Genomic DNA, 26,553 nt, shown 5'->3' with positions numbered 1-26,553 from the left:
TCATAGTTTTTAAGAAAATAATAGTAAAGTAAAAATTGTTGAGTATTTTAAAATAAATTTTAGAGAATAAGCTATGATACTTATAATTAAAATTAATGTATAATTTTAGAAAATTTGATATAATTAAATAAAGAATAATTTTTAGTGAGGACAGAATGATGAAAATATCTGTGATAGGTTCGGGAAGTTGGGGAACTGCTTTATCTCAAGCAGTAGTAGATAATGGTCATGAATTGCGCTTATATTCGCGAAGTGAAAAAACAAGGGATGAAATAAATGAAAATCATACAAATAGTAGGTATTTAAAAAATGCTGTTTTACCAGAAGAGATCGTGGCAACGAGTAATTTAAAAGAAGCTGTCGAATTTGCAGATGTAATAGTTATAGCTGTTCCTACTAAAGTGATGAGGGATGTGGCAAGGGATATAAATAATTATTTAGATAGCCCTAAGTTTATTATCCATGTATCTAAAGGGTTAGAGATGGAAACTAATAAGAGAATGTCAGAAGTTATAGCTGATGAGATTGATGGGGATAAGTTAAAAGGTGTTGGTGTACTTAGTGGACCTTCTCATGCAGAGGAATTAATTTTAAGAAATCCTACGGTGGTTGCTATTGCATCTAAAAACGAAGAATTAAATAAAGTGGCTCAGGATATTTTCCACAATAAATACTTTAGAATTTATGTTAATAAAGACATAGTGGGTGTCGAAGTAGGTGGAGCTCTTAAAAATATAATTGCACTTGGTTGTGGTATGATTGATGGAATGTCTTATGGAGATAATGCAAAAGCAGCATTATTAACTCGTGGATTAATCGAAATAACACGATTAGGCAAGAAGCTAGGTGCTGATGAAATGACTTTTTTAGGTCTAGGTGGAATAGGTGATTTAGTAGTAACCTGTACATCTAAACATTCAAGAAACTATAATTGTGGTTATTTAATTGGTCAAGGCTATACTCTTGATGAAGCTATAGAAAAACTGGATATGGTAGCTGAAGGAGTAAGAACAACAAAAGTTTGCTATTTCTTATCAAAGGAATATGATGTTTATATGCCAATCACTGAGAATATATATAAAGTTTTATATGAAGGCTTAAGTATTAAAGATTGTGTTAACAATTTAATGAATAAAATGGCGGCTGAAGAATTAAACAAATTTGAATAAAATGAGTTTACGTATTATAAATTAAACTATAAAAATCAAAATTAATAATAAAAATATAGAAAAAATACTAAAAAACTTTAAAATTCGTTAATAAAACCTTGATTATTAGCGATTTATGTGGTAATATTTAATAAGTGAAACGGTAGAACCGTTACTCAATAATGGAGGTAAAGAATTAATGAACAAATCAGAATTAATTTCAAAAGTTGCTGAGAAATCAGGACTACAAAAAAAACAAGCAACTGCAGCTATCGAAGCATTCGTAGAAACAGTTGAAGAAACTTTAGCTAAAGGTGAAAAAATCCAAATTATTGGATTTGGTAACTTTGAAGTTAGAGAAAGAGCTGCTCGTAAAGGACGCAACCCTCAAACTAACGAAGTTATTGAAATCGCTGCAAGCAAAGTTCCTGCTTTCAAAGCTGGTAAAGCTCTTAAAGACGCAGTTAAATAATAACAATTTAATTCAAAAAAGAGGAGTTACTACTTAGTAGCTCTTTTTTTATAAAAATGGAGGATAGTTTTGAAAAATAAAGAACAATCACAAGAACTTATAAAAACACTATTAGAAAATATTGGAGAAGATACATCTAGAGCTGGATTACTAGATACACCAAAAAGATGTGTAAAAATGTATGAAGAGTTATTATCTAAAACAAATGTAGATCCGAAAGAGGAAATTAATACGTTTTTTGAATCAGATAATGACGAGCCCATTTTAGTAAAGGACATTCAGTTCTATTCTCTATGTGAACACCATATGTTACCGTTCTATGGAGTATGTCATATAGCTTACGTTCCAAATAATAAGAAAATAACAGGGCTTAGTAAATTAGCTCGTCTTGTAGAGAGTGCTAGTCGCAGACTTCAAATTCAAGAAGATATGACACTTATGTTAGTGAATGCAATCGAAGAACAACTACAACCAAAAGGTGTGTATGTAATTATTGAAGCTGAGCATATGTGTATGGCTATGCGTGGAATTAAGAAAATTGGATCAAAAACAGTGACTAGTAAGAAAACTGGTATTTTCTTAGAAGATACAGAATTAGTTAAGGACATTCAATATAAAATTAAGTTATAGTATTAACAGGAGTAGATTATGAAAGAAAGTAGCTATATTATTATTAGAGCTGAAGTTGATAATGTAAGAGTAATTACGAAAAAGACGAATAATGAAGAAGCTCTAGAGATACTAAATAAGGGAGAAGTTATTATTCTAAATATTTTTGATAATATCGTAAACTTTAAAGTACAGGGAAGAGCGAGAATAGTATCAAATTTAGATCAAGTAATTTCAGAATAAAATTTAGAACCTACACAGGCTAAGAGTAGCTTGTGTAGGTTTTTTTAAAAAATATAGTGAAACTATTGTAAAGAGAAGAAATGTTATATATAATAGATTATGATAATACTGAAATACATTTTAAAAGGGGAACTATGGTACTTGAAAATAAACTAGGTATAACAGAAAGCTCTGTTTTAGCACGTGAAGAAGAACGTCTTAGTAAGAAAAAAGCTATTAAATTATTTACAGATGAGTTACTAAAAAATAAAGAAGTAGGTAAATTCTCTACCTTAGCCTTTATACATAAATGTTTATTTGAAGAAATCTATGATTTTGCAGGAAAAGTAAGAAATGTTAATATAGAAAAAGGGGATTTCGTTTTGCTTCAGTTATGTTTTTAGATTCGTCTTTAAATCATATCGATGAAATGTCACAAGGAACTTTTGAAGAGATAGTAGAAAAATATGTTGAAATGAATATCGCTCATCCATTTCGTGAAGGTAATGGTCGAGCTGCACGATTGTGGTTAGATCATATACTAAAGAATAAAATTCAAAAGGTAATTGATTGGAATAAGATTGATAGAGAGGATTATTTATTAGTAATGTAACGCAGTTCAATTAGAGATATAGAAATTAAACATGTATTAAGAGCTGCACTTATAAGTGAAATTAATGATATGGAGATTTATATGAAGGGGCTTGATGTAAGTTATTATTATGAAGGCTATATAGTTTATAATTCTAAAGATTTATTTTAAAATCAAAATAAAAAAGTTCGCAGAAATTTTTCTGCGAACTTTTTTATTATACTAGAATAGTAATTTATCTGCTCCACCAAGTTTGTAGTCTAGAGCTGACATAGCAAGTACGTTAATGAAGTGCCATGGACGGTCAAATTCTGGTTGGAAGAATATATCAGCAAGTGCTAATTGTTCTAATGTCCACTCTGATGCGATAGCTATAGATAAAGCTGCGATAGCACTAGATACGTCATATTTAGACATTAATTGAGCTCCTAGAACTCTGTGCGTATCTTCATCGAAGTAGATTTTCATGTGAACCAGATTGTTTTCTTTTCTCATGAAGTCTGGGTAAATTCTTTCTTCTACATATTTAGAAGCTACTTTACCATCGTATAGGTAAACACCGTTTTGAGATAATCCAGTACTTACGAATTTGTAATCAAAGAATGATAATGCTGAAGTACCATTTACCGCAGGCATTTTAGTTTTAGTACCCATAGCGTTTAATGCAGCAACTACACCTTGACGACGAGCTAAAGTAGCAAGAGCTATTGGTAATTCTCCGCGAGTTGGAGCGTATGGAAGAAGAGTAGAGTCCCCACCAGCATATACATCTTTAGCAGATGTTTCTAAGTATTCGTTAGTAACAACAAAACCACGTTCTGTCATTTCCAATTCTTCATTTAACCAAGATGCATCTGGACGAACACCTACAGAAACAATAACAGTATCAGCTTCGTATTCACCTTTGTCAGTTACAACAGATGTAACTTTTCCATTTTCACCTTTGAATGAAAGAACTTTTTCTCCACCACGAACTTTAAGGTTGTGTTTAGCCCCTTCTTCTGTAAGGATATCAGTAAGTTCTTGGTCTAAGTATGTATTTAAGATTCTTGGTGCGAAGTCAACGATTGTTACATCTATACCGTGTTTTGCATAAGATTCTGCAACTTCAAGACCGATGTATCCACCACCAACTACAACAGCTTTTTTACTGTTTTGCATACAATCGTATACAGCTTGAGTGTCTTCAGGACCACGGAAAGTGTGGATATTTTCTAATTCAATTCCTTCAAATGGAGGTTTAACGGCAACTCCACCAGGACTTAATAGTAATTTATCGTAAGATTGTTTTTCTTCACCAGCCGGTGTTTTAACAACAACATATTTTTCTTTTGAGTTTAATCCTACAACATCGCTATTGCAGTGGATGTTAATACCTTGTGAACGGTAAGACTCCTCTGTTGCAAAGTGTAGTTCAGATAACGCTTTAGATGTCCCATCTAAATAAGATTGGCTACCTCAGCCCATAAATGATGCCCCAGCGCCTCTTTCGTATAAGTGAATTTCAGCGTTAGGTTCGTTTTTTAAAATAGTTTGAACAGCTTCATAACCGAAGTGAGATGTTCCAACAACTACATATTTCATATATTTTCCTCCTGATTAATATTTTTTAATATTTGAATTTTTCTCGTATAATTACTATCATATTATTATACAAACAGTATTATAACATATATTGCTAAAATATAAAAATAATATGTTTGAAAAAATGATAAGAAGAGCGTTGTTATCGTTTTATTAGGTGAGAAAATATGTTCCTTATTATAAACAATTTTGTGAAATATTTATTTTTTAAAATTAGGAAAAAGATAGTTGCAGACAACTACATAAGTATAAAATTATATGATTTGACTTTTTTTGACGTTTATTTTATTATATAGTCAGTGTATAATATAAAGTAAATAAAGATAAAAATAAAAGAGGTTAGAAATATGATTAAACCATTATTCGACAATGTTTTATTAAAAAAAGTAGAAGAAGAGAAAGCAACAACTAGTGGAATAGTATTAGCTTCAAAAGAAGAAGCTTCAAATATTGCAATAGTAGTTGCTTTAGGAGAAAGTTGCTTATTATCTAAAGATAATGAAGGTGAATTAACTGCTGGAAGTAAAGTAGTATTTTCAGATAAATATAAAAAAGTAAGTTTTAAAAACGAAGAATATTTCTTAGTAAATGAAGAAGAAGTTCTTGCTGTTATTGAAGAATAGGAGGAAACATGGTAAAAGAATTAAAATTTTCAGAAGATGCTCGCCAATCTATGAAAGTTGGTGTAGATAAATTGGCAAATGCTGTAAAAATAACATTAGGACCAAAAGGAAGAAATGTGGTATTAGATAGGAAATTTGGATCACCACTAATAACAAATGATGGTGTATCTATTGCAAAGGAAATAGAATTAGAAGACCCTTATGAAAATATGGGGGCAAAATTAGTGGCTGAAGTTGCTAATAAAACGAATGAAATAGCAGGAGATGGTACAACTACTGCAACTATTCTAGCTCAAGCTATGATAACGGAAGGCTTAAAAAATGTTACAAGTGGAGCTAACCCTATAGGTATAAGAAAAGGTATGGAAAGAGCGGTAAAAGTTGCAGTAGAACGTCTTCGTGAGATTAGTGTAACAGTAGATTCTAAAGATAAAATAGCACAAGTAGGAGCTATTTCAGCCGCTGATGAAGAAATTGGAAAGTTTATTTCAGAAGCAATGGATAAAGTAGGTAATGATGGTGTCATTACTATTGAAGAATCTCAAGCATTAGATACTACTTTAGAAGTCGTAGAAGGGATGCAGTTTGATAGAGGATATCTATCACCATATATGGTAAGTGATACAGAAAAAATGGTTGCGGACTTGGATAATCCCTATGTTCTTGTCACTGATAAAAAAATTAGTGCAGTTCAAGAGATTTTACCTGTATTAGAAGAAGTAGTGGCTGCAGCAAAACCATTGTTGATTATTGCTGATGATGTTGAACAAGAAGCTGTTGCTACACTTGTTGTTAATAAACTTCGCGGTACATTTAATGTTGTAGCTGTAAAAGCTCCTGGATTTGGAGAAAGAAGAAAAGCAATTTTAGAAGATATAGCTATTCTAACAGGTGGAACACTTATTACCGATGACTTAGGTTTAGAATTGAAAGATGCTAATATTGCAATGTTAGGTAAAGCTTCTAAAGTTAATGTTACTAAAGATAATACTGTTATTGTTGGTGGTAAAGGTGATAAAGAAAAAATCGAAACTAGAGCACAACAAATTAAAGCACTTTATGCAGAATCAAGTTCTGAATTTGACCGCGAAAAATTACAGGAAAGATTAGCTAAATTATCAGGTGGAGTTGCTGTAATTAAAGTTGGTGCAGCAACAGAAACTGAATTAAAAGAAAGAAAACTAAGAATTGAAGATGCTCTAAACTCAACTAGAGCTGCAGTAGAAGAAGGTATAGTTCCTGGTGGTGGAACAGCACTTGTTCAAGTAATTTCTGAGGTTGAAAAATTAGAAGCAACCGGTGATGAACAAACTGGAATTAATATTATTAAAAAGGCACTTGAAGCTCCAGTTCGACAAATAGCAGAAAATGCTGGCTTAGAAAGTAGTGTTATTGTAGCTAAACTAAAAGAAGTAGAAGTAGGGTATGGATTCAACGCTGCTACTGAAGAATGGGTTGATATGATTAAAGTAGGTATAGTTGATCCGACAAAAGTTACTCGTTCTGCTTTGCAAAATGCGTCAAGTGTATCAAGTTTATTCTTGTCTACAGAAGCTGTGGTAGCTGATGTTTCAAAAGATGAACCTATGCAACCACAAATGCCAATGATGTAGAAAAAATTAGGTAAGACAAAATATTTGAATATTATTTTGTGATATTATAAAATAAATTTATAAGTTTTAAAGGAGATTGAAACAATGAGAGAAATCACAGATAAAGAATTTTTTGAACTATCAAAAACTGATAGTGTAAAAGTATTTGACTTTTGGGCACCATGGTGTGGTCCATGTAAAATGTTAGCGCCAGTTTTAGAAGAAGTTTCTAATGAATTAACTAATATTGAATTCTACAAAGTTAATGTTGATGAAAATCAAGAAGCTGCTGGTGAATTTGGAATTATGTCAATTCCTACGCTACTAATCATGAAAAATGGAGAAGTACTAGAAGAAAAAACTGGATACCAACCAAAAGAAGCATTAGTAGAATTATTATCAAAATACTAATACGTAAAAAGGCTATAGACTTGATTTCTATAGCCTTTTTTATGTCATAAAAAACAAGGATGAACTTGAATTTGAGTTCATCCTTATTTTTTGTATTTAATAATTTTTTAAATATTGCTCAATTTCCCAATCGGTAACTTGAGTTCTAAATGAATCCCATTCTATTGACTTAGCTTCGATAAAGTTATAGAAAATGTGATCTCCAAGTGCTTCTTTCATAATAGGAGAAACTGATAATTCTTTTAGAGCAGTATAAAGTGTTGAAGGTAGTTCGTCAATACCATTTGCAACTCTTTCTTCTCGAGTCATAACATAAATATTACTTCTTACTTCAGCTGCTGGAGTTAATTTATTTTCGATTCCATCTAAACCTGCTGCTAAGATAGTTGACATAGCTAAATATGGATTCGCAGCTGGATCTACAGAGCGAACTTCTACACGAGTAGATTTACCACGAGCTGCAGGGATACGTACTAGAGGAGAGCGATTAGAAGTAGACCATGCTACATAACATGGAGCTTCATACCCTGGAACTAGACGTTTATACGAGTTAACTGTTGGATTACATATAGCAGTAAAACTACGAGCATGTTTTAAAATTCCGGCGATGAATTGAGAGGCAACTTCACTTAAACCATTTTCGCTATTTTCATCGTAGAAGCTATTTTCACCCTTACTGAAAAGTGATACGTTACAGTGCATTCCTGATCCGTTGATACCGAATATTGGTTTTGGCATAAATGTTGCATGAAGACCATGCTTACGTGCTATAGTTTTAACGATTAGTTTAAAAGTTTGAATATTATCGCAAGCTGTAATAACATCGTCATATTTAAAGTCAATTTCATGTTGACCTGGAGCAACTTCGTGATGACTTGCTTCAATATCGAATCCAAGGCGTTCTAATTCAAGTACGATATCACGACGTACGTTTTCACCTAAGTCGACAGGAGCAAGGTCAAAATAACCACCGTTATCATTCAATTCTAAACTAGGTTCACCATTTTCTTTAAGTCTAAATAAGAAAAATTCAGGTTCAGGACCTAGATTTAGTGTGTCAAAACCTAGATTATTCATTCTTTCAAGAGTACGTTTTAAATTACCACGAGGATCACCAGCAAATGGTTTTCTATCAACAGTGTATACGTCACAGATGAAACGAGCAACTTTTCCGTATTCGCTGTCCCATGAGAATACTAAAAATGTATTTAAGTCTGGGTAAAGATACATATCGCTTTCTTCAATTCGCACAAAACCTTCAATTGATGAACCGTCAAACATCATATTATTATCTAATACTTTATCAATTTGACTAACAGGAACTTCTACATTCTTTATTGTTCCTGTAATATCGGTAAATTGTAATCGAATATATTTAACATTTTCTTCTTTAATTGTTTTAAGAATCTCTTCTCTAGTAATAGTTTTAGCCATGTCGTCTCCTTATTATTGTAAAAAAATCTAACATTAAAATTTATTTTTTTTATTGTTATAAAATCTAGATAAATCACCACGTCCAATAGAGCGTTCTCTAGGTAAACCGTTAGGTCCGGCAAATATATCGTTATGAATAATTTGTCTAATCTGTGTTGTTTCGGCAGAGACTTCTTTTTGGTTAATGATTTCATCGATAGCTTTTAGGCTGAAGCCTTTTGTAAGTAGATCTTTAATTGTTAATAGTTTATCGATGTCATTGAATGAAAAAAGCCTGGTATTACCCTCTGTACGTTTTGGGCTAAAGAGTTTTTTTTCTTCGTAATATCTTATTTGTCTTGCTGTGAGTTGGGTAATTTTAGTAACTACACTTATAGAAAAAACTGGAAGATTTTTTTGTAATTCTTTGAATCCCATAGTTGTACCTCTCTCATTAGATTTTGTGAAATAAAAATATTTTATATCTATATAGTATAATAACAAAAATAATAGAGAAAATAAAGTTTATGTTAGAAAATCTTACATCATATAAAGTGTATCAATTTGATGTAAATTTATTGGATTTTTTATAATTATATTATGAAACTATGTTTAAATTTTTTTAAAATCATGATAAAATAATAGTTAATATAAAAAAAGAAAGGATGATAGTATGGCGATATTTTTATCTGTTGTTGTTTTTGTTATTACATTTGTACTTTTATTAGGTTCGTACATAGTACTGGTAGCTAACAACAAAATAAAAAGAAGACGTATGGATAAAGTATTGAAATTGGTGGCTGCATACAGTCTAGTTGCTGCATTAGTGTATTGCTATCAATATTTATACTTATAAAAAATACAATTAAATAAAAGATTTGGATGTGAAAATTTTGAAAAAAGATTCCTTGTTTAAAGGGACTGCAATGCTTAGCATAAGTTTGATTTTGACAAAGATTTTAGGAGCTGTGTATCTTATTCCATTTTACCAAATAATAGGTGGAGAAGAACAAATGGCGCTTTTCAATTATGGATATAGTTATTATGCGACTATTTTGGAAATATCCGGAGCGGGAACACCTCTAGCAATTGCAAAATTAGTTTCTAAATATAATGCGATAGGAGCTTATAGTGTTAGTAGAAGGATTTATAAGTTAGGGTCATGGTTATTAGTTGTGATGGGGATTTTAGGATTTTGTATTTTATTTTTTGGTTCTGGTATCATTTCAGAGCAAATTTTAATAAGTAATCAACAAAAATTCACCCCACAAGAAGGAGCATTAGTTTTAAAAAGTTTAAGTTTTGGAATTCCATTAGTTTTAGTTTCAGCTGGAATTAGAGGACTGTTTCAAGGTCATGAGATAATGTTACCATCTGCACTAAGTCAATTTATAGAGCAAGTGGCTCGTATTGCGTTTATGCTTGGCGCTACGTATTTTATAATGAGAATTTTAGGATATGGAGTAGTTGAAGGAAATGTTAGTGCAACGTTTGCTGCAGCAGTAGGTGCTGTATTTTCTTTAATTATACTTTTCTTTTTTTACACAAAGTTTAAAGGTAATTTAGATTTTAGTATAGAAAAAGATGAGGTTGAATTGAATATTTCGACATCTAGTTTAGTAAAGGAATTCTTCTCTGTTTCAATTCCGTTTATTTTTATAGTAGGATTATTTCCGATATTAAATATAATTGACCAGCATAATTTTATACACGGCATGACTCAGATTGGAAAAGCAGACATCGTAGATGGAAGATTTTCAGCTTTGCAACTTGTTAATAAGGTTGTTATGATAGCAGTTGCTATAGCACCGGCATTTTCTAGTACTTTTTTACCATCTATTACGAGGTTATTTGCTCAAGGGGATAAGGTTACCGTTAGTAGTCAAATTAATAAAGTTATATTATCGTTAATGATGATTGTACTTCCTGCATTAGTAGGAATGTATGTCTTAGCCGATCCTATATATTCTACGTTTTATAGTAGAAGTTCAATTAACGCAGATTTGTTGAGGTTCTATTTACCTCTAGCAGTTTTATATTCTGTATATAGTTTAACTAGTATTATAATGCAGGCTGTAAATAAACAGTTACTAAATCTTATTGCAATCTCTATTGGTCTAGTTGTTAAATATTTAACAATTACTCCATTTGTAATAGCATTTGAAACTAATGGTGTTATTTTTTCTTCTATAGCAACATATGTTGTAATGATAGTGATTAACTTGTTTATTATAAATAGAGAAGTTAAATTAAAAATTGTTGAATTTTTATCAAGGTTAATGATATTGTTAAGTAGTTGTTTCATTATGTTTATTGCGGTGGCGGCTGTATATGAATCAATAGCTTCTAATTTTGTTATTGAATCGAAAATTTCAAGTATGACATTGATTTCAATATGTGCAATTTTTGGAATATTAATTTATTTCTTTAGTATAAGTAAAATGAAATTTGATAAATACTTATTTGGTAGAAAAATAACGTTATCATCTTTAAGAAGATTAAGGAGATAAGTATAGTGAGATTGGATAAATTTATTAGTGCTACGACAACGTTAAGTAGAGCAGAAGCGAAAAAAATTATTAAAAAGGGAATATTAATTAATAATATTTTAGTAAAAAGCCCTGATTATAAGATTGATGAAATTAATGATCAGGTTATAGTAAATGGAAATAGGTTATTTTATCAAAAATATGTTTATATAATGATGAATAAACCACAAAATGTTATATCAGCTACGGAAGATGCGATTGACAAAACTGTAGTTGATTTATTAGAAGAAAAAGATCGCATATATAAAGTTTTTCCTGTAGGTAGGCTTGATAAGGATACTGAGGGACTGATGTTGCTGACAAATGATGGGGAACTCGCCCATAAATTAATTTCTCCTAAGAAGGATGTAGAGAAAAAATACTATGTCGAAGTAAGCGGAGAATTAAAAGAAGAGCATCTTGAATTAGTGAAAGATGGGCTTGTTATAGATGAGGGTTATAAGTGTAAGAGCGCACGATTAGAAATACTTGAATCTTCTAAGGTGAAAAGTATTGCGAATATTTATATTACCGAAGGCAAGTTTCATCAAGTTAAGAGAATGATGAAGGCTCTTGGTACAACAGTAACATATTTAAAAAGATTATCTATAGGAACATTAGAGTTGGATAAGACTCTAAAATTAGGTGAATATAGATATTTAACAGATAAGGAAATAAAAAATTTAAATAAATAAAATTAATGGAGGGATATATCATGGATATCAATTTTAAACAAGAAGTGTTAAATTACAAGGAGGACTTACTAAAAGACCTTTTTGATTTATTAAGAGTAAGATCAATTTTAGGTACTGATATAACTGACGAAACACCTTTCGGTAGAGGACCTAAAGAAGCTTTAGATTTAATTTTATCTTTTGGAGAACGTGATGGCTATAAAACTAAGTTAGTAGAAAATAAAGCTGGTCACATTGAAGTAGGAGAGGGAGAAGAACTATTTGGTATTCTTGGGCATGTAGATGTGGTACCAGTTGTTGAAGCAGATTGGATTAGTCATCCGTTTAAACCTGAAGTGAGAGATGGAAAAATTTATGCTCGTGGATCACTTGATGATAAAGGACCAACAATGGCAGCATATTACGCTGTTAAACTTTTAGATAAACTAGGAGTTAAATGGAATAAACGTGTTCGTTTAATTATTGGTAGTGATGAAGAAACAGGATTTAGATGTGTTGAATCATATTTTAAACACGAAGAACAACCTGCTTTAGGGTTCACACCAGACGCAATGTTCCCTCTTGTATATGCTGAGAAAGCACGTACTACATTCGATCATAAGTTGATTTTTGTTGAAGATTCTGAATTATATGATTACAAACTTGTTAAATTTAATGGTGGGCAAGTACTTAATATGGTAATTGCCAGTGCTGAAGCGGAATTAGCTGGCGAAGTAGCAGGTATTAAGGAAAAATTCGAAAAATTCTTAAGTCAAGAGAAATTAGAAGGTGAGGTTAATGTAGCAGAAACTATTAAGTTAACTCTAAAAGGGAAAGCGGCCCATGGTTCTACACCACAATTTGGGATAAACGGTGCTACAAAATTAGCAGAATTTTTAAGTACATTAGGATTAGATGTTAATGGTAAAAACTTTGTAGATTACATCGTAGAAAAACTTGCTAATGATCCATTCGGTACAAAATTAGGAATCGACTACTCTGATGATGAAATGGGAGCTGCAACATACAACTATGGAATTTTAAATTACAACTTAGAAGAAAAACTAGCTGTGATTTCAACAGACTGTCGTCATCCTAAAAAATTCAGTTTAGTAGAAAGATTAAGTAGTGTGAAGGTAGACAATATTAATATTGAAGTTACTAGTACTAAAGAAGCGCACTATGTACCAAAAGATGATGAATTAGTTACTACATTAATGGATGTATATAGAAAATACACAGGTGATATGAAAAATGATGCATTTGTATTAGGTGGAGGAACTTATGCCCGCTGCCTTAAAAAAGGTGTTGCATTTGGACTTTTATTTCCAGGGAAACAAGATACAATGCACCAAGCTAATGAATTTTTAGAAATAGAAGACTTATTATTGGCAACTGCAATTTATGCAGAAGGAATTTATAAACTTTGTTGCGAATAAAATATTTATAAAAATATTTATTTGATATAATTTTTATTATAATTAAAAATTGATGAATAAAGAATCTCAAAGATATTTGATGGTGTTTAGAAAATAAAATTAGAATATCTTTGAGATTTTTAATTTTTTTTATAAAATACTATCTTGAAAAAAATGGTTAAAGATTGTAAAATATATAGTGCATTGTAATTTTAAAAAGAGATTGAAGAAAGGAGCAGTATTGAATATGTCTAAAGAATATTATCAGATGGGCTGGACTTTAGATGATACATATAAAGAAGATTATTTTTGTTCAAGGGATAATCAGCGCTATTTTATTAAAAAGAATACTACTCCTATGATTGCAACTCTTTCGGCAGAAGGAATTGTGCCTAGATTAAGATGGACTAAGCGTATCAGTAACGGAGATGTATTAATAGCTCAAGATTTTGAAAATGGTAGAACGTTGAATACAGAAGATATGACTGATGAGCGTATTCCTGAAATTTTAAAAAAGGTTCATGGATCAATTAAATTAAAAAAAATCATGAAAGCTCAAGGTTATAATGAAGAAACAGCGGTAAGTTCACTTAGAAATTTGAAATCTATAATAACAGATGAACTTTGGAAAAACAGTAATATAGTAGATGCCCTTAATTATCTAGAAAATTGTTTACCTGATGACGATGTGGAGTACACGCCTTGTCATACAGACTTACATAAAGATAATTGGTTGCTTTCTGATCAAGGGAAATTATTTTTAGTAGATTGGGAGCATTCAATACTTTGTGATCCCGCGATTGATATTTCTTTTGTATTATATCGATATATTCCTCAGTCAGATTGGAACGAATGGTTGGAAATATATGGTCAAAAGCCAACAATAAAATATAGAAATAGATTAAAATGGTATATAACTTTACAATCAATGATTATGATTGTATGGTATCATGAGAAAAAGCAATTATCTGAGATGAATTCTTGGTTAATCTTTTTGAATAGTGTATTTAACGATTTTATTTAAGCATTAAATAGGAAAAACCTAATTAATGCTTTTATTTTTTTTATAAACGGTGTAAAATAGAATTAGTTACATATTGTTTTCAGCTAGTTTTACACTAAGTGACTAGAGAAAACATTATATTAATAGTAATTGATGGAGTGACAGAATGAGTATAAAAAGTTATAAATTGTATCTAATTGATTTGGATGGCACTATTTATAATGGTGAAAAAAAGATAAAATATGCCAAAGAATTTGTTGATTATTTAAATAAAAATAATATAGATTATTTATTTTTAACTAATAATTCTACAAAACAACCAAGTGAAGTGGTAGAACATTTAAAAAAATTTGATGTTGAAACTACAGAAGAGCATGTTTTCACGTCAAGTGATGCTACCAAAATTTATTTGGAGACAAAAGGATATAAAAACTTATATATTATAGGAGAAAGTGGATTGAAGAATACTTTAAGTATCTTCAATCATAAGAATACTGAGGAAGATGTTGAGGCTGTAGTAGTTGGACTCGATAGAAAACTTACGTATGATAAACTGGCAATAGCCACCAAAGCTATTCTTAATGGAGCGGAACTTATAGGAACTAATCCTGATACGTTACTTCCTACTGCGCATGGGTTTGTCCCGAGTAATGGAGGACAGGTCAAATATTTAGAATATGCGACTTCGACAATTGCCACATTTATAGGAAAACCTAGTAGAATCATAATGGAGAGTGCTATAAAATTATATAATTATTCAAAAGATCAAATAGTCATGGTAGGAGATAATTATGATACTGATATAATGTCAGGTATTAATAGTGGCATAGATACAATTCATGTTCAAACTGGAGTTACGAGTTTAGAAGATATTGATAAAAAAGAAAAAAAACCAACATATTCAATAGAAAACTTATATCAATTGATTAAATAGTGAGGAGAATAAAAATGATTATAAAAACTGAAGAACAATTACAAAAAATGAAAGAAATAGGTTTTATCTGTGCAACTATAAGAGATGAAATGGTAAAAAAAGCAGTTCCTGGTGTTTCAACAAAAGAACTTGATAATATCGCAAAAGAATTATTTGAAAAATATGGTGCTAAATCAGCTCCGATTACAGAGTATGATTTCCCAGGATATACATGTATTTCATTAAATTATCAGGCTGCTCATGGAATTCCATCAAGCACTAAAATATTAAAAGATGGAGATCTATTAAATATAGATGTATCAGGATGTAAAGATGGATATTATGCTGACACTGGAATCTCTTTTGTTGTCGGTAAGGTCGATGACGAAATGAAGGAGAAAGTTTGTGAAGTTGCTAAAGAAGCTTTTTATGAAGGTATTAAACATGCTATTGCAGGAAGAAAAATAAACCAAATCGGAAAAAATATTCACAAGAAAATAAAAGAGCATAAATTACAAGTTATTGAGAATCTTACAGGTCATGGGATTGGTACATCTCTTCATCAAGAACCACAACATGTATTCAATTACTTTGATCCATGGGACAATTTAATTTTAAAAGATGGTATGTGTTTAGCCGTAGAACCATTCGTTTCTACAAAAGCTAAAACAGTAACAAATACTGATAAAGATGATTGGGAATTGGTTGCCAAGGACGGTTCATATATTGCACAGTATGAGCATACTATAGTAGTTAGAGAAAACCAAGAGCCATTAATTTTAACAAAAATTGATTAAATTTTAGTGAAAAAAGTTGACAAGTTAATAAAAATGTTTTAAGATACTACTTATTAAAAAACTACGGAGAGAAGAAAATGGCAGAAAATTTAGTAATAGTCGAATCTCCTTCCAAAGCAAAAACTATTGAAAAATATCTAGGGAAAAAATATAGAGTAATATCTTCAAAAGGTCATGTAAGAGACCTTCCTAAAAGTAGAATGGGAGTAGAAGTACTAGATAATGGAAATATAGATGTTGATTATATTTCTATAAGAGGGAAGGGTGATGTAATTAAATCTTTAAAAAAAGAGGCTAAAGGAAAAAAAGTTTTCCTAGCATCCGATCCCGATAGAGAAGGAGAAGCAATAGCATGGCATATTGCACACATTTTAGGATTAGATAATAATTCCGATAATAGAATTGTTTTTAATGAAATAACGAAAGATGCTGTAAAAGAAGCAATTAAAAATCCGCGAAAAATTAATACGGATTTGGTGCAATCACAGCAAGCCAGAAGGATTTTAGATAGACTTGTAGGTTATAATATTTCTCCAGTATTATGGAAAAAAGTAAAACCTAAATTATCAGCTGGAAGGGTACAAAATGCAGCATTAAAATTAATAGTCGATAGAGAAGAAGAAATTCAAAAATTTGTACCTCAAGAATATTGGTCAATGCCTATTGATTTTATAAAAGATAGAAAAGTTTTGACTGCTAATTTTTACTCATATAAAGGTGAAAAATTAAAACTTGAAAGTAAAAAAGATGTAGAGAATATAAAAAATGCTATAAAAGGTGATACATTTAAAGTTATCGATGTAACTAAAACTAAGAAAAATAGGAGTACACCTAATGTTTATATTACTTCTACAATGCAACAAGATGCTTCAAGAAAAATAAACTTTAAAACTCGTAAAACTATGAGTGTAGCTCAAGAATTATATGAAGGTATTAATCTGAAAAAATTAGGTGGAGTTACAGGATTAATAACTTACATGAGAACTGACTCAACAAGGGTTTCAGATGAAGCGATAAAAATGGCAAATGAGTATATTCTTAAAAACTTTGGAAAAGAATACTTGGCTACTGCATTTAAAGTGAAAAAAAACAATAAAAATGTTCAAGATGCTCATGAAGGAATTAGACCAACAAATATAGAATTCACACCTGACAGTATTAAAGAATATTTATCTAATGATCAATATAAACTTTATAAACTTATTTGGGAAAGATTTGTTGCTAGTCGTATGAGTGCTGCTGTTTACGAAACGAGTACTACAACATTTGAAAATAATAATGTGGTGTATCGTGGAGCGTATTCTAAATTGCTTTTTAATGGATTTTTATCAGTATTAAAAGAAAAAGAAAAAGTGAAACTTGCACCTGAATTTGAAGTTGGTGAAGATGCGAAAGTAAAAGAGTTAAAAGAAGAACAACACTTTACACAACCTCCAGCTCGATACTCAGAAGCAAAACTTATTGCTGAATTAGAAGAGTTAGGAGTAGGTCGACCATCAACTTACGCAACAATATTAGATACTTTACAAAAAAGATACTATGCAAAACTACAAAATAAAGTTTTCACGCCTACTGAATTAGGAACCCTAGTTAGTAAAATCACAGAACAATATTTCCCTGATATTATCAACACAAAATTCACTGCGAATTTAGAAAGCCAATTAGATGATATAGCTGAAGGTAAGGTTGGTTGGGAAAATACTATATATAATTTCTATACTGATTTTAGAAAAGATGTAGAAAAAGCTGAATCTGAGATGGAAAAGGTTGAAATTAAACAAGAATTTACTGGTGAATCTTGCCCAGAATGCTCATCTCCACTAGTATTTAAATTAGGGAAATTCGGTAAATTTATAGCTTGTTCAAACTTCCCAGATTGTAGGTATACAAATACAATTCAGAAAAAAGTAGGAGTAGTTTGTCCAAAATGTAAAAAACATGAGATTTTAGAGAAAAAATCAAAAAAAGGAAAACTATTCTATGGATGTGAGGGATTCCCTGAATGTGACTTTGTTTCTTGGGATAAACCAATAAATCGTCAATGTCCAAAATGTAATCATCTTTTATATGAAGGGAAAAAAGGGGTTATCTGTGGCGATTGTGATTATAAAGAAGAAATTAAAAAATAATGTAAAAAAGATTTGATAAGTATTTTCAATTATCAAATCTTTTTTAATAAAATTTAAATTTGATTAGGTAATATCTTCAAAACGATAGTAAGTGATTTCATGATTGATATAATTAGTATGTAAGCGGAATACTTATCGTACAATTAAATTTAATTATCAGAAAATTTTATACATTTATCCAACAAAAAATGGAATATTTTTTAAAAATCTATTGACAAAAATTGATAAATATATTATTGTATATAACATACTAAAAAATAAAATTTTCGGAGGAGATGACATGTTGAAATTTTTAAAGAAAAATCCTTATGTTTCAATTGGACTTATGTTATTTGCATTATTCTTTGGAGCTGGTAATTTAATTTTCCCAGCATTCTTAGGACAAAACGCTGGAACAAACTTATCTACAGCGATGATTGGATTTATAATTATGGGGGTAGGATTACCGCTATTAGGAGTTATTGTAATGGGGTACTCAGGAGCTGAGGACTTATTAGATTTATCTAGCAGAGCAGGAAAAGGATTCGGTATTGCTTTTACGACTTTATTATACTTAACAATCGGACCTTTCTTTGCAATTCCTAGAACAGGAACAACAACTTATGAATTAGGTTTATCAAGTTTTGTGGCACCAGAACATACTTTTGTTGCTCAAGCTGTTTTCTTAGCTTTCTTTATGGGATTAACTCTATGGTTAGCTATAAGTCCTAATAAGCTTGTTGATAGAATTGGAACAATCATAACACCTGTCCTATTATTATCAATGGTAGTTTTAATCATTGCTTCATTAGTTAATCCTATGGGATCTGCACAAGAACCTACAAAAGGTTATGCTACTACATCATTAGCATTTACTAATGGATTAATGGAAGGTTATAATACGATGGACGCATTAGCTTCATTAGTATTCGGTATAATTGTAATTAATTCAGTTAAACTTTATGGGGCTAAAACAAAACAAGAAGTATTTAATAATAGTGCAAAATCGGCTGTAATTGCAGCAGTTTTACTAGCATTAGTATATATATTCATTTCTAATATTGGTGCTACATCAGTTTCTGTTTTAGGATTACAAAAAACTGGTGCTGGAGTATTAACAGGTGCAACGACATTCTATTTTGGTAATGTTGGTAAATTATTACTATTTGTTATTGTATTCTTAGCTTGTTTAACTACAAGTGTTGGGTTAGTAACTGCTTGTTCTTCATTCTTTGTAAGACTATATGATAAAATAAACTATAAAACTTATGCAATCGCGTTAACTTTATTCTCATTTGCAGTTGGTAACTACGGTTTAGCAGCAATTATCCAAGGAGCTGTGCCAGTGCTTGTATTATTATATCCATTAACAATGGTATTAATTTTACTTGGATTCTTAAACAATTTCTTTGGAGGAAGAAGAGTGGTTTATACATCTACAGTATTATTTACAGGATTATTTAGTTTATATGCAACAGTAACTTCAACATTCAAACTAGCAGTACCTACAGTTGATAATGTGTTAGCAAAAGTTAATTTCCTTCCTGTTCCTGCAGATTTTGCATGGTTAAATTATGCAGTAGTAGGATTTGTATTAGGAGTTGTGTTAACATTCTTTACAAAAAAAGAAAGTAAATAAATATAAAATGAGTTGGGGCTGACTCAAAAGTCCTAAATTTTAAAAAAAGTGTATATGATAACTCATAGGTGCAGTGGTTTATTGATATCTAAATTCGCTTTATAGAAGATTCTTAGATATCTAATAAACTTTGCGGGAGTGACTCGACAAAATCTTGTTTCTTAGAAATCGCGATTTTTGAGTCACTCCCTTCTTTTTTATATTTTTTGATTATTGTTTTGACATTGAGTTAAAGCAATGGTATTATAGTAAGATGTAGACTTATATTTTTAAAAAAAGAAAATTGATAGAATGATATAATTTTAAGAATTATATTGTTTATTATAGGAGAAATAATGGTTTTAGAATTTAAAGAATATACAAAGAAAATAAAAAAGGATACTATTTTGGAACTAGATTTCAAAGTAGATACTGGCGAAATTTTAACTATTGTGAATAATAGTACAGCTAGTTTAGATGTTTTAAAGGATTCTTTTAGACAAAGAACAAAGTTTAAAGGGGAAATACTTTTCGATAGAGAAAATATAAATAAGCAGACACTGTTATTTTCTAGAGATTTTGGTTTTTATAATGATTTAACATTATTAAGTAATTTAAAAAAAGGGTTGTCTTTATTTAATATTGGGTATGCCGATGAGGAGTTAATAGCGGACTTGGAGTTTTTAAATCTTGATGCATCAGCAAAATATAAAGAATTATTAAGCAATGAAGTTACTAAGTATCATACATTATTTTCAATTCTAGTTGATCAGAATGTACTAATAGTTGATAATACGGAAAAATCTTTAACTTTAGAGGATAAAGAAGCTGTAAGTGATCTGATTTTGGATAAATCAAATAATTCTAATGTAATAATTTTAGATACAATGTTAAATAAACATAATAGTATTGCAGATAAAGTATTAGTAATCTCGGATGGTATTAAATCATATTTTGGTAATCTTGAAGATTTACTAGTATTAAAAACACTAACTGCTATTAATGTATCTAGTCAAGATAATCTTGATGTGATTCTAGAAGGTTATAAATACAGTCTTTATCATGATAATGAAATTGTAGTGAGAGAAGAATTTTTAGAGGAAGTAGTATATGTATTACTAAAAAATAATATAGAAGTATATCAGATTCGTAATTTAGGTGAAAAAATTAAATTGTATGAGGGAGAGGCTGATTTATAATGCTTTTAACTATTGAATTTGGAAAGTTGTTTAGACGTAAATTTAATTATTTATTTTTAGCTATACTTATTCTAATGAACTTTGCCTTTGTTTACAAATTAGATTCACTTTCTGCTTATTTTGATATTTCGATAATAAATACTATCTTTAATATTATTTTAAAGGTGAATTTAGTATTACTTCTTTTCGCAATGGGAATTAATTATATTCATTCATACAGAGAAGATTATATTTCAAAAGTCAATGTTCTTTTAGAAATGAGAAAAAAGAAAAGTATTCGTGATATTTTTGCACTTATAGCAAATTTAATTTATTTTTTAGTTTATTTTGCTATAATAATATCTTGTTTGGTTGGATTTTTATTTCTACGTAAAAGAGTTATTTTTGAAGAATTGAAAACAATACTGATGAATGTACATACATCAGTAGCATATGTTTCAATTTTGATATTATTATTACTATTTGCTAATATTATTTATTTATTAGCTTTAACTTTATTTAACAATACTAACCTAGCAATTTCATTTTCTTTATTATTCTTTATTGGAGGAGATGTCATTGCCAAAATGATTAAAGATAGAGTGGCTATTCCCGTAGAAAGAATTGATAATAGTGTATTGACAATTTTTACGAAGTCATTTAATAATTTAAATCAAAATATAACACTTAGTCTTGGTAATTATTTACCTTTATTATTAAATATGGCTGGTTTAATAATTGTTATTTTAATCGTAAGATTAATGAAAAAGATCATAGGATAGAAGGAGAATTTAATGGATACACAGGTTCTAATTCAATATGTAATAGTATTATTGAGTTTAATACTATTGGAAGGATTACTTTCAGCGGATAATGCTATTGTCTTAGCAGTAATGGTTAGACATTTACCTCTAAAAGATCAAAAACACGCATTGATGTATGGATTAGCTGGAGCATTAATATTTAGAATAATAGCGATTTTCTTAATTACAATACTTGCTCAATATTGGGAAATTCAAGTATTAGGCGGTTTATATTTGGTATATATGGCTGGAGTTCATATTAAAGAATTTTTTGATAAAAGAAAAGAAGATGCAAATACTGAAGAAATATCTGAGCCTAAGAAGCAAAGTGGATTTTGGGCTACTGTTATAAAGGTTGAATTAACGGATATAGCATTTGCCATAGATTCAATCTTGGCGGCTGTTGCAATTGCAATAACACTACCTCATATTTCTGAGACATCAATTGGAGGGATTAATCTTGGTCAATTTGCTGTTATGGTAATTGGTGGTTTTGTTGGAGTAATTATTATGCGTTATGCTGCTAATATATTTATAAAAGTATTAGAAACAAAACCAGGTTTAGAAATTGCTGCATTTTTGATTGTAGGCTGGGTAGGTATTAAATTGTTTGTGATTGCAGCTGCACATGAGAAATTAGCTTTAATACCACATGAATTTCCACATTCAACTCTTTGGACTGTTATTTTCTGGGTAGTATTATTAGGATTATTAGTTTGGGGAGTATTAGTTTCAAAAAAATTTGAAGAAAAATAAAATATATCTAAAGGGGGACTAATCCAAAAGTCCTAAATTAAAAAAAAGAATCTATGAGAACTCATAGATTCACTGGTTTATTGATATCTAAATTAGCTTTAAAAAAGTTTTTCAGATATCTAATAAATTTTGCGGGGTGACTCGACAAAATCTTGTTTCTTAAGAAATCGTGATTTTGAGTCACTCCTTTTTTATATATTATAAAATAGCAATATTATTTTCATATACACAAAATATTATATGTGTTATAATTTTAAATTGAACATTAAAAATATTAAGGAGGATTAAAATGGCATTTGATGGTTTTTTTGTAAAAAAGATGGTGGAGGAATTAGAGGAAAATATTCTTCATGGTCGAATTAATAAGATAAATAATTTATCAACAGATGAATTTGTTTTTTCTATTAGAAAAGGAAAAAACTTAAAGCTTTTTTTATCTGCAAATTCTAATGCGTCTAGAATACAGTTAACAAATAATAGTTATGAAAATCCTTCAACACCTTCAAATTTTTGTTCTGTATTAAGAAAATACTTAATTGGTGGAATAATATTAGAGATTAATCAAGTTAATAATGATCGTATAGTAATTTTCAAAATTAAAAACTTCGATGATTTAGGTTACGAAAAATATTATTTTTTAATTACAGAATTAATGGGAAAACATTCAAATATAATACTAACTAATGAGGATAATATTATTTTGGAATCCCTAAAAAACAGTTATAGTTTAGAGTACAAGAGATCGACTATATCTAATATGCAATACATATTACCTCCAACGGTGAAAAAAATTAATCCGTTTGAGTTCAGTGATTATACTAATGTTGAGTTTTCCATAGAAGATAAGAAATTTTTAATGAAGAACTTTTATGGAGTTTCAGCTTTGTTAAATAATTATTTTGAAAAAATATCAGCAGAGGATTTGAAAAATTCTTTTATAAGTTTTTGCAAGGAATTTGAAAAATATTATAAACCAGTCATAATTGAGGAAAATGATAAAAAGGATTTTTACTTTTTTGATGTCAAAGATTATAGTAAGGACTTTGAATCATTATCACAACTACTTGATTATTATTATATGGATATAGTCAGAGAGTCTATTAATAAAAATACTGATAGAAAACTATTTAACTTTATTAATTCTAAAATTAACAGATTGAATAAAAAAATTAATATTTTAGAAAGTGAACTTGAACAAGCAAATAATAGAGATGATTATAAATTAAAAGGACAACTTTTAATTTCGAATATTTATTTATTTAAAAATAAAATACCTGAGACTATAACATTACAAAACTTTTATAGTGAAGATTTAACGGATATTGAGATAGAGTTAGATCCTAATTTAACTATTGAAAAAAATTCAGAGAAGTACTTTAGTTTATATAAAAAGAATAAGAGAACGATTGAGAATCTAATCGAGCAAATTGAGATTGCTAAGCAGGATTTAGGTTATTTTGAGACAATTAAATTTCAACTTGAAAATGCTGATAAAACAGATATAGCAGAAATTAAAGAGGAATTAATAGCGAATGGAATACTAAAAGAAAATATTAAATTTAATAAGAAAAAGAATAAGAATAGTTATTTGGTTGTTTATCATAATGGTGTAGCAATATATGTAGGGAAAAACAATCTTCAAAATGATGCTATTACTAATAAATTAGCAAGAAGAGATTACTTATGGTTTCATGCTAAAGACATACCTGGTAGTCACGTAGTAATCTTTGATAGTAATCCTAGTGAAGAGACAATAGAAGTTGCATCAATGTTAGCTGCGTATTATTCGAAGTTTAAAAATGAAGAGTATGTTAATGTTGATAGGACACTTATAAAAAATGTAAAAAAAATATCAGGTGCTAAACCGGGCCTAGTGACTTACACTGGGCAAAAAACGGTTAAGCAAAAGATAGATAAAGTTTTTATTGGGCAGCTTTTATCAAAATAAAACAATAAATAGTTAAGGATGGTGAATACATGAATGATAAATTAGATATAAAAACAGCGATTAAGGATACACTACCGACTGTGTTTGGATACATAGGAATAGGTGTGGCCTTTGGTATTATAGCAAGTTCGGCTGGTTTTAATCCCTTTATTGTTGGGATGATGTCATTATTTATTTATGCAGGTGGTGCTCAATTTATAACTGTAAGTATGCTCTCTAGTAGTTTTCCTATATTGTCTATAGTTTTAGCAACATTTCTAATCAATTCAAGAATGATTCTAATGAGTATGGCAATAGCGCCATTTTTCAAGGAATATAGTATCTTTAAAAATATTTCAATTGGAACTTTTTTAACTGATGAAAGTTTTTCTCTGGGGATGAATAAACAAAACTATACTAATGGAAAACTAAACTTTGAATGGTTTAATACAGCAAACCTTATTTCTTATATTACATGGGCTGTTTCATCTGTGGCTGGGGCGCTATTAGGAGGGATAGTTGAAAATCCATATGCCTTAGGATTAGATTTTGCGTTAGTAGCAATGTTTATAGGATTGTTGTATTTGCAAGTTATATCAGATTTTACTATTAAGAAAAAGGTGCAAATTATTGTAATTATTGTTGTTCTATTTTTAGTGTATTTTGGAATGATTTTTATTCCAAGTAATGTATTGATTATAGTGGTTACTTTAATAGGATGTGCAATAGGGGTGGTGCTTAAAAATGTTATATACTAACTATGTAATATTAACAATATTAGGATGTACAATTGTGACATGGCTTTCGAGGATAGTTCCCTTTATTTTATTAAAGAAATTTGATTTACCAAAACCGATAGTGGAATATTTAAGTTTTGTACCCATTGTTATTATGTCTGCGTTATGGTTTAATAGCTTATTTGTTCAAAGAATAGGAGAGTTTCCAGAAATCAATTATGAGAATTTGCTTGCATCACTTCCGACGGTATTGAGTGCAGTTATTTCAAAAAGTCTCTTGGTAATAGTTGTAGTGGGAATATTTTCACTAGCGATTATTAGACTTGTATTTTAAAAATAAAAATTGAGAATTTTGAAAAAATATTATTAAATTAATTTTCAACTTAAATATACATGTTTATTGTTTAAATTTTTTCTATTTTGTGGTATCATAAAAAGATAATAAATCATAATAAAAGGATACGAAAAATGGAGAAAGGATTATTGATAGTTCTTTCAGGACCTTCAGGCGTAGGTAAAGGGACTGTTAGAAAAAGAATTTTTGAAAGTAATGATGTAGACTTTGAATATTCAATTTCAATGACTTCTAGGGGTATGAGACCTGGAGAAGTAGATGGGGTTGATTATTTCTTTAAAACAAAAGAAGAATTTGAAAATTTAATTCAACAAGGTGAGCTTCTGGAATATGCTCAATATGTTGATAATTATTACGGAACTCCTGTTAAATATGTAAGGGAGACGATGGATAAAGGAAAAGATATATTTTTAGAAATTGAAGTCCAAGGTGCTGGTCAAGTAAAGAGTAAAATTCCAGATGCATTATTTATATTCTTGGCACCGCCAAGCATTGCTGACTTAAAAGATAGATTAAAAGGTCGTGGAACAGAGAGCGATGATGTCATAGAATCGCGTATAGCAAAGGCTAAAAAAGAAATAAATATGATGCATCTTTATGATTATGTTGTGGAAAATGATGAGGTAGATAAGGCTGTAGAAAGAATTAAAGCCATTATATTAAGTGAACATTTAAAACGCGAACGTATTGAAATGAAATATAGAAGAGCGTTATTAGAATTAGAAGAAATGTAGGAGAAAAAAATGTTATATCCAAAATTAGATGTATTAAAATCAAAAGTAAATTCAAAATATATGCTAGTATCTTTAGCGAGTAAAAGAGCAAGAGAATTATTTGCAAATCCTGAATCAAAAAAATTAGAAAAATATAATTCACATAAAGAAGTCGGAAAAGCATTAGAAGAAATTGCCGAAGGTAAAATTTCAGTTTTAGAAAAATAGTTTTAATTTTTTATTTACAAAATAATTTTTTTAGTGTAAAGTAATATAAGTGTTTTCTTTGAGTGATCGCGGCAGTAATGCTGAGGAAAGTCCATACTCACACAGGCTGAGATGCCTGTAGTGTTCAACGC

27 protein-coding genes and 1 pseudogene are annotated in these 26,553 nt (G+C 29.7%); 25 read left to right on the top strand and 3 right to left on the bottom strand.

Annotated elements, in window-relative coordinates:
* The first annotated feature begins 155 nt into the window (after nucleotides 1–155).
* The 5 genes and pseudogenes from RWS90_RS03100 to fic all read left to right on the top strand — a co-directional run bounded on the left by RWS90_RS03100 (nucleotide 156) and on the right by fic (nucleotide 3,214).
* Complete coding sequence (locus RWS90_RS03100) at nucleotides 156–1,169, top strand: NAD(P)H-dependent glycerol-3-phosphate dehydrogenase (RefSeq protein ID WP_314548522.1); 1,014 nt, start codon at nucleotides 156–158, stop codon at nucleotides 1,167–1,169.
* A 178-nt stretch (nucleotides 1,170–1,347) separates the two neighbouring features.
* The gene (locus RWS90_RS03095) at nucleotides 1,348–1,620 is read left to right on the top strand and encodes an HU family DNA-binding protein (protein WP_003144688.1); all 273 of its coding nucleotides are present in this window, start codon (nucleotides 1,348–1,350) and stop codon (nucleotides 1,618–1,620) included.
* Between the two features lie 69 nt (nucleotides 1,621–1,689).
* Complete coding sequence (gene folE, locus RWS90_RS03090) at nucleotides 1,690–2,250, top strand: GTP cyclohydrolase I FolE (RefSeq protein ID WP_060914163.1); 561 nt, start codon at nucleotides 1,690–1,692, stop codon at nucleotides 2,248–2,250.
* A gap of 18 nt (nucleotides 2,251–2,268) precedes the next feature.
* Complete coding sequence (gene mtrB, locus RWS90_RS03085) at nucleotides 2,269–2,472, top strand: trp RNA-binding attenuation protein MtrB (RefSeq protein ID WP_314083906.1); 204 nt, start codon at nucleotides 2,269–2,271, stop codon at nucleotides 2,470–2,472.
* Nucleotides 2,473–2,606: 134 nt separating this feature from the next.
* Nucleotides 2,607–3,214, top strand: a pseudogene (fic, locus tag RWS90_RS03080) (protein adenylyltransferase Fic).
* 51 nt (nucleotides 3,215–3,265) lie between these two features.
* On the opposite strand, the gene RWS90_RS03075 reads toward fic, so the two are convergent.
* The gene (locus RWS90_RS03075; RefSeq protein ID WP_314548521.1) at nucleotides 3,266–4,627 is read right to left on the bottom strand and encodes an FAD-dependent oxidoreductase; all 1,362 of its coding nucleotides are present in this window, start codon (nucleotides 4,625–4,627) and stop codon (nucleotides 3,266–3,268) included.
* A gap of 347 nt (nucleotides 4,628–4,974) precedes the next feature.
* Here RWS90_RS03075 and RWS90_RS03070 point away from each other — a divergent pair, with 347 nt between their 5' ends.
* The 3 genes from RWS90_RS03070 to trxA all read left to right on the top strand — a co-directional run bounded on the left by RWS90_RS03070 (nucleotide 4,975) and on the right by trxA (nucleotide 7,253).
* Complete coding sequence (locus tag RWS90_RS03070) at nucleotides 4,975–5,250, top strand: co-chaperone GroES (protein ID WP_314083902.1); 276 nt, start codon at nucleotides 4,975–4,977, stop codon at nucleotides 5,248–5,250.
* Between the two features lie 8 nt (nucleotides 5,251–5,258).
* Nucleotides 5,259–6,863, top strand: coding sequence for a chaperonin GroEL (gene groL / locus RWS90_RS03065; RefSeq protein WP_314548519.1), 1,605 nt, complete (start codon nucleotides 5,259–5,261; stop codon nucleotides 6,861–6,863).
* A gap of 84 nt (nucleotides 6,864–6,947) precedes the next feature.
* Nucleotides 6,948–7,253, top strand: a complete 306-nt coding sequence (trxA, locus tag RWS90_RS03060) for a thioredoxin (RefSeq protein ID WP_102170221.1) — start codon at nucleotides 6,948–6,950, stop codon at nucleotides 7,251–7,253.
* A gap of 96 nt (nucleotides 7,254–7,349) precedes the next feature.
* Here trxA and glnA read toward each other — a convergent pair whose 3' ends face one another.
* On the bottom strand, nucleotides 7,350–8,687 hold the full coding sequence (gene glnA / locus RWS90_RS03055; protein WP_314548518.1) for a type I glutamate--ammonia ligase: 1,338 nt from the start codon (nucleotides 8,685–8,687) through the stop codon (nucleotides 7,350–7,352).
* Nucleotides 8,688–8,720: 33 nt separating this feature from the next.
* Nucleotides 8,721–9,104, bottom strand: coding sequence for a MerR family transcriptional regulator (locus RWS90_RS03050; RefSeq protein WP_314548517.1), 384 nt, complete (start codon nucleotides 9,102–9,104; stop codon nucleotides 8,721–8,723).
* A gap of 235 nt (nucleotides 9,105–9,339) precedes the next feature.
* Here RWS90_RS03050 and RWS90_RS03045 point away from each other — a divergent pair, with 235 nt between their 5' ends.
* From RWS90_RS03045 to rpoZ, 17 genes are all read left to right on the top strand, one after another.
* Complete coding sequence (locus tag RWS90_RS03045; protein ID WP_314548516.1) at nucleotides 9,340–9,522, top strand: hypothetical protein; 183 nt, start codon at nucleotides 9,340–9,342, stop codon at nucleotides 9,520–9,522.
* Nucleotides 9,523–9,550: 28 nt separating this feature from the next.
* On the top strand, nucleotides 9,551–11,176 hold the full coding sequence (locus RWS90_RS03040; RefSeq protein ID WP_314548514.1) for a polysaccharide biosynthesis protein: 1,626 nt from the start codon (nucleotides 9,551–9,553) through the stop codon (nucleotides 11,174–11,176).
* Between the two features lie 5 nt (nucleotides 11,177–11,181).
* Complete coding sequence (locus tag RWS90_RS03035; protein WP_314548513.1) at nucleotides 11,182–11,889, top strand: 16S rRNA pseudouridine(516) synthase; 708 nt, start codon at nucleotides 11,182–11,184, stop codon at nucleotides 11,887–11,889.
* A gap of 20 nt (nucleotides 11,890–11,909) precedes the next feature.
* Nucleotides 11,910–13,307 (top strand): dipeptidase PepV, encoded by a 1,398-nt coding sequence (gene pepV, locus RWS90_RS03030; RefSeq protein WP_314548512.1) that lies wholly within the window; start codon nucleotides 11,910–11,912, stop codon nucleotides 13,305–13,307.
* Nucleotides 13,308–13,509: 202 nt separating this feature from the next.
* The gene (locus RWS90_RS03025; RefSeq protein ID WP_314548510.1) at nucleotides 13,510–14,310 is read left to right on the top strand and encodes a phosphotransferase family protein; all 801 of its coding nucleotides are present in this window, start codon (nucleotides 13,510–13,512) and stop codon (nucleotides 14,308–14,310) included.
* Between the two features lie 145 nt (nucleotides 14,311–14,455).
* The gene (locus tag RWS90_RS03020; RefSeq protein WP_314548509.1) at nucleotides 14,456–15,223 is read left to right on the top strand and encodes a TIGR01457 family HAD-type hydrolase; all 768 of its coding nucleotides are present in this window, start codon (nucleotides 14,456–14,458) and stop codon (nucleotides 15,221–15,223) included.
* A gap of 14 nt (nucleotides 15,224–15,237) precedes the next feature.
* Nucleotides 15,238–15,999 carry a type I methionyl aminopeptidase gene (map, locus tag RWS90_RS03015; protein ID WP_314548508.1) on the top strand — a complete coding sequence of 254 codons (762 nt, stop codon included), beginning with the start codon at nucleotides 15,238–15,240 and terminating at the stop codon, nucleotides 15,997–15,999.
* 77 nt (nucleotides 16,000–16,076) lie between these two features.
* Nucleotides 16,077–18,128: a type I DNA topoisomerase gene (topA, locus tag RWS90_RS03010; RefSeq protein ID WP_314548507.1), complete on the top strand. Its 2,052-nt coding sequence runs from the start codon at nucleotides 16,077–16,079 to the stop codon at nucleotides 18,126–18,128.
* A 280-nt stretch (nucleotides 18,129–18,408) separates the two neighbouring features.
* Entirely contained in the window at nucleotides 18,409–19,746 is a 1,338-nt protein-coding gene (gene brnQ, locus RWS90_RS03005; RefSeq protein WP_314548506.1) for a branched-chain amino acid transport system II carrier protein, read from the top strand.
* 335 nt (nucleotides 19,747–20,081) lie between these two features.
* On the top strand, nucleotides 20,082–20,924 hold the full coding sequence (locus RWS90_RS03000) for an ABC transporter ATP-binding protein (RefSeq protein ID WP_314548505.1): 843 nt from the start codon (nucleotides 20,082–20,084) through the stop codon (nucleotides 20,922–20,924).
* Nucleotides 20,924–21,685, top strand: coding sequence for an iron ABC transporter permease (locus RWS90_RS02995; RefSeq protein WP_314548503.1), 762 nt, complete (start codon nucleotides 20,924–20,926; stop codon nucleotides 21,683–21,685). The genes RWS90_RS03000 and RWS90_RS02995 overlap by 1 nt, the downstream gene beginning before the upstream one ends.
* 12 nt (nucleotides 21,686–21,697) lie before the next feature.
* Nucleotides 21,698–22,462, top strand: coding sequence for a TerC family protein (locus RWS90_RS02990; protein ID WP_314548502.1), 765 nt, complete (start codon nucleotides 21,698–21,700; stop codon nucleotides 22,460–22,462).
* 289 nt (nucleotides 22,463–22,751) lie between these two features.
* Nucleotides 22,752–24,410 carry an NFACT RNA binding domain-containing protein gene (locus tag RWS90_RS02985; protein ID WP_314548501.1) on the top strand — a complete coding sequence of 553 codons (1,659 nt, stop codon included), beginning with the start codon at nucleotides 22,752–22,754 and terminating at the stop codon, nucleotides 24,408–24,410.
* Nucleotides 24,411–24,439: 29 nt separating this feature from the next.
* The gene (locus tag RWS90_RS02980; RefSeq protein ID WP_314548500.1) at nucleotides 24,440–25,147 is read left to right on the top strand and encodes an AzlC family ABC transporter permease; all 708 of its coding nucleotides are present in this window, start codon (nucleotides 24,440–24,442) and stop codon (nucleotides 25,145–25,147) included.
* On the top strand, nucleotides 25,134–25,460 hold the full coding sequence (locus tag RWS90_RS02975; protein ID WP_314548498.1) for an AzlD domain-containing protein: 327 nt from the start codon (nucleotides 25,134–25,136) through the stop codon (nucleotides 25,458–25,460). Before RWS90_RS02980 ends, RWS90_RS02975 begins: the two co-directional genes overlap by 14 nt.
* Before the next feature lie 134 nt (nucleotides 25,461–25,594).
* Entirely contained in the window at nucleotides 25,595–26,215 is a 621-nt protein-coding gene (gene gmk, locus RWS90_RS02970; RefSeq protein ID WP_314548497.1) for a guanylate kinase, read from the top strand.
* 9 nt (nucleotides 26,216–26,224) lie between these two features.
* Nucleotides 26,225–26,422: a DNA-directed RNA polymerase subunit omega gene (gene rpoZ, locus RWS90_RS02965; RefSeq protein WP_314548496.1), complete on the top strand. Its 198-nt coding sequence runs from the start codon at nucleotides 26,225–26,227 to the stop codon at nucleotides 26,420–26,422.
* Nucleotides 26,423–26,553 lie beyond the last annotated feature (131 nt).

The sequence above is a fragment of the uncultured Gemella sp. genome (genome assembly GCF_963529685.1).
Lineage (GTDB): Bacteria > Bacillota > Bacilli > Staphylococcales > Gemellaceae > Gemella.
Note: the sequence above shows the minus strand (reverse complement) of the source record. Positions and strands in the feature narration are given on the sequence as shown.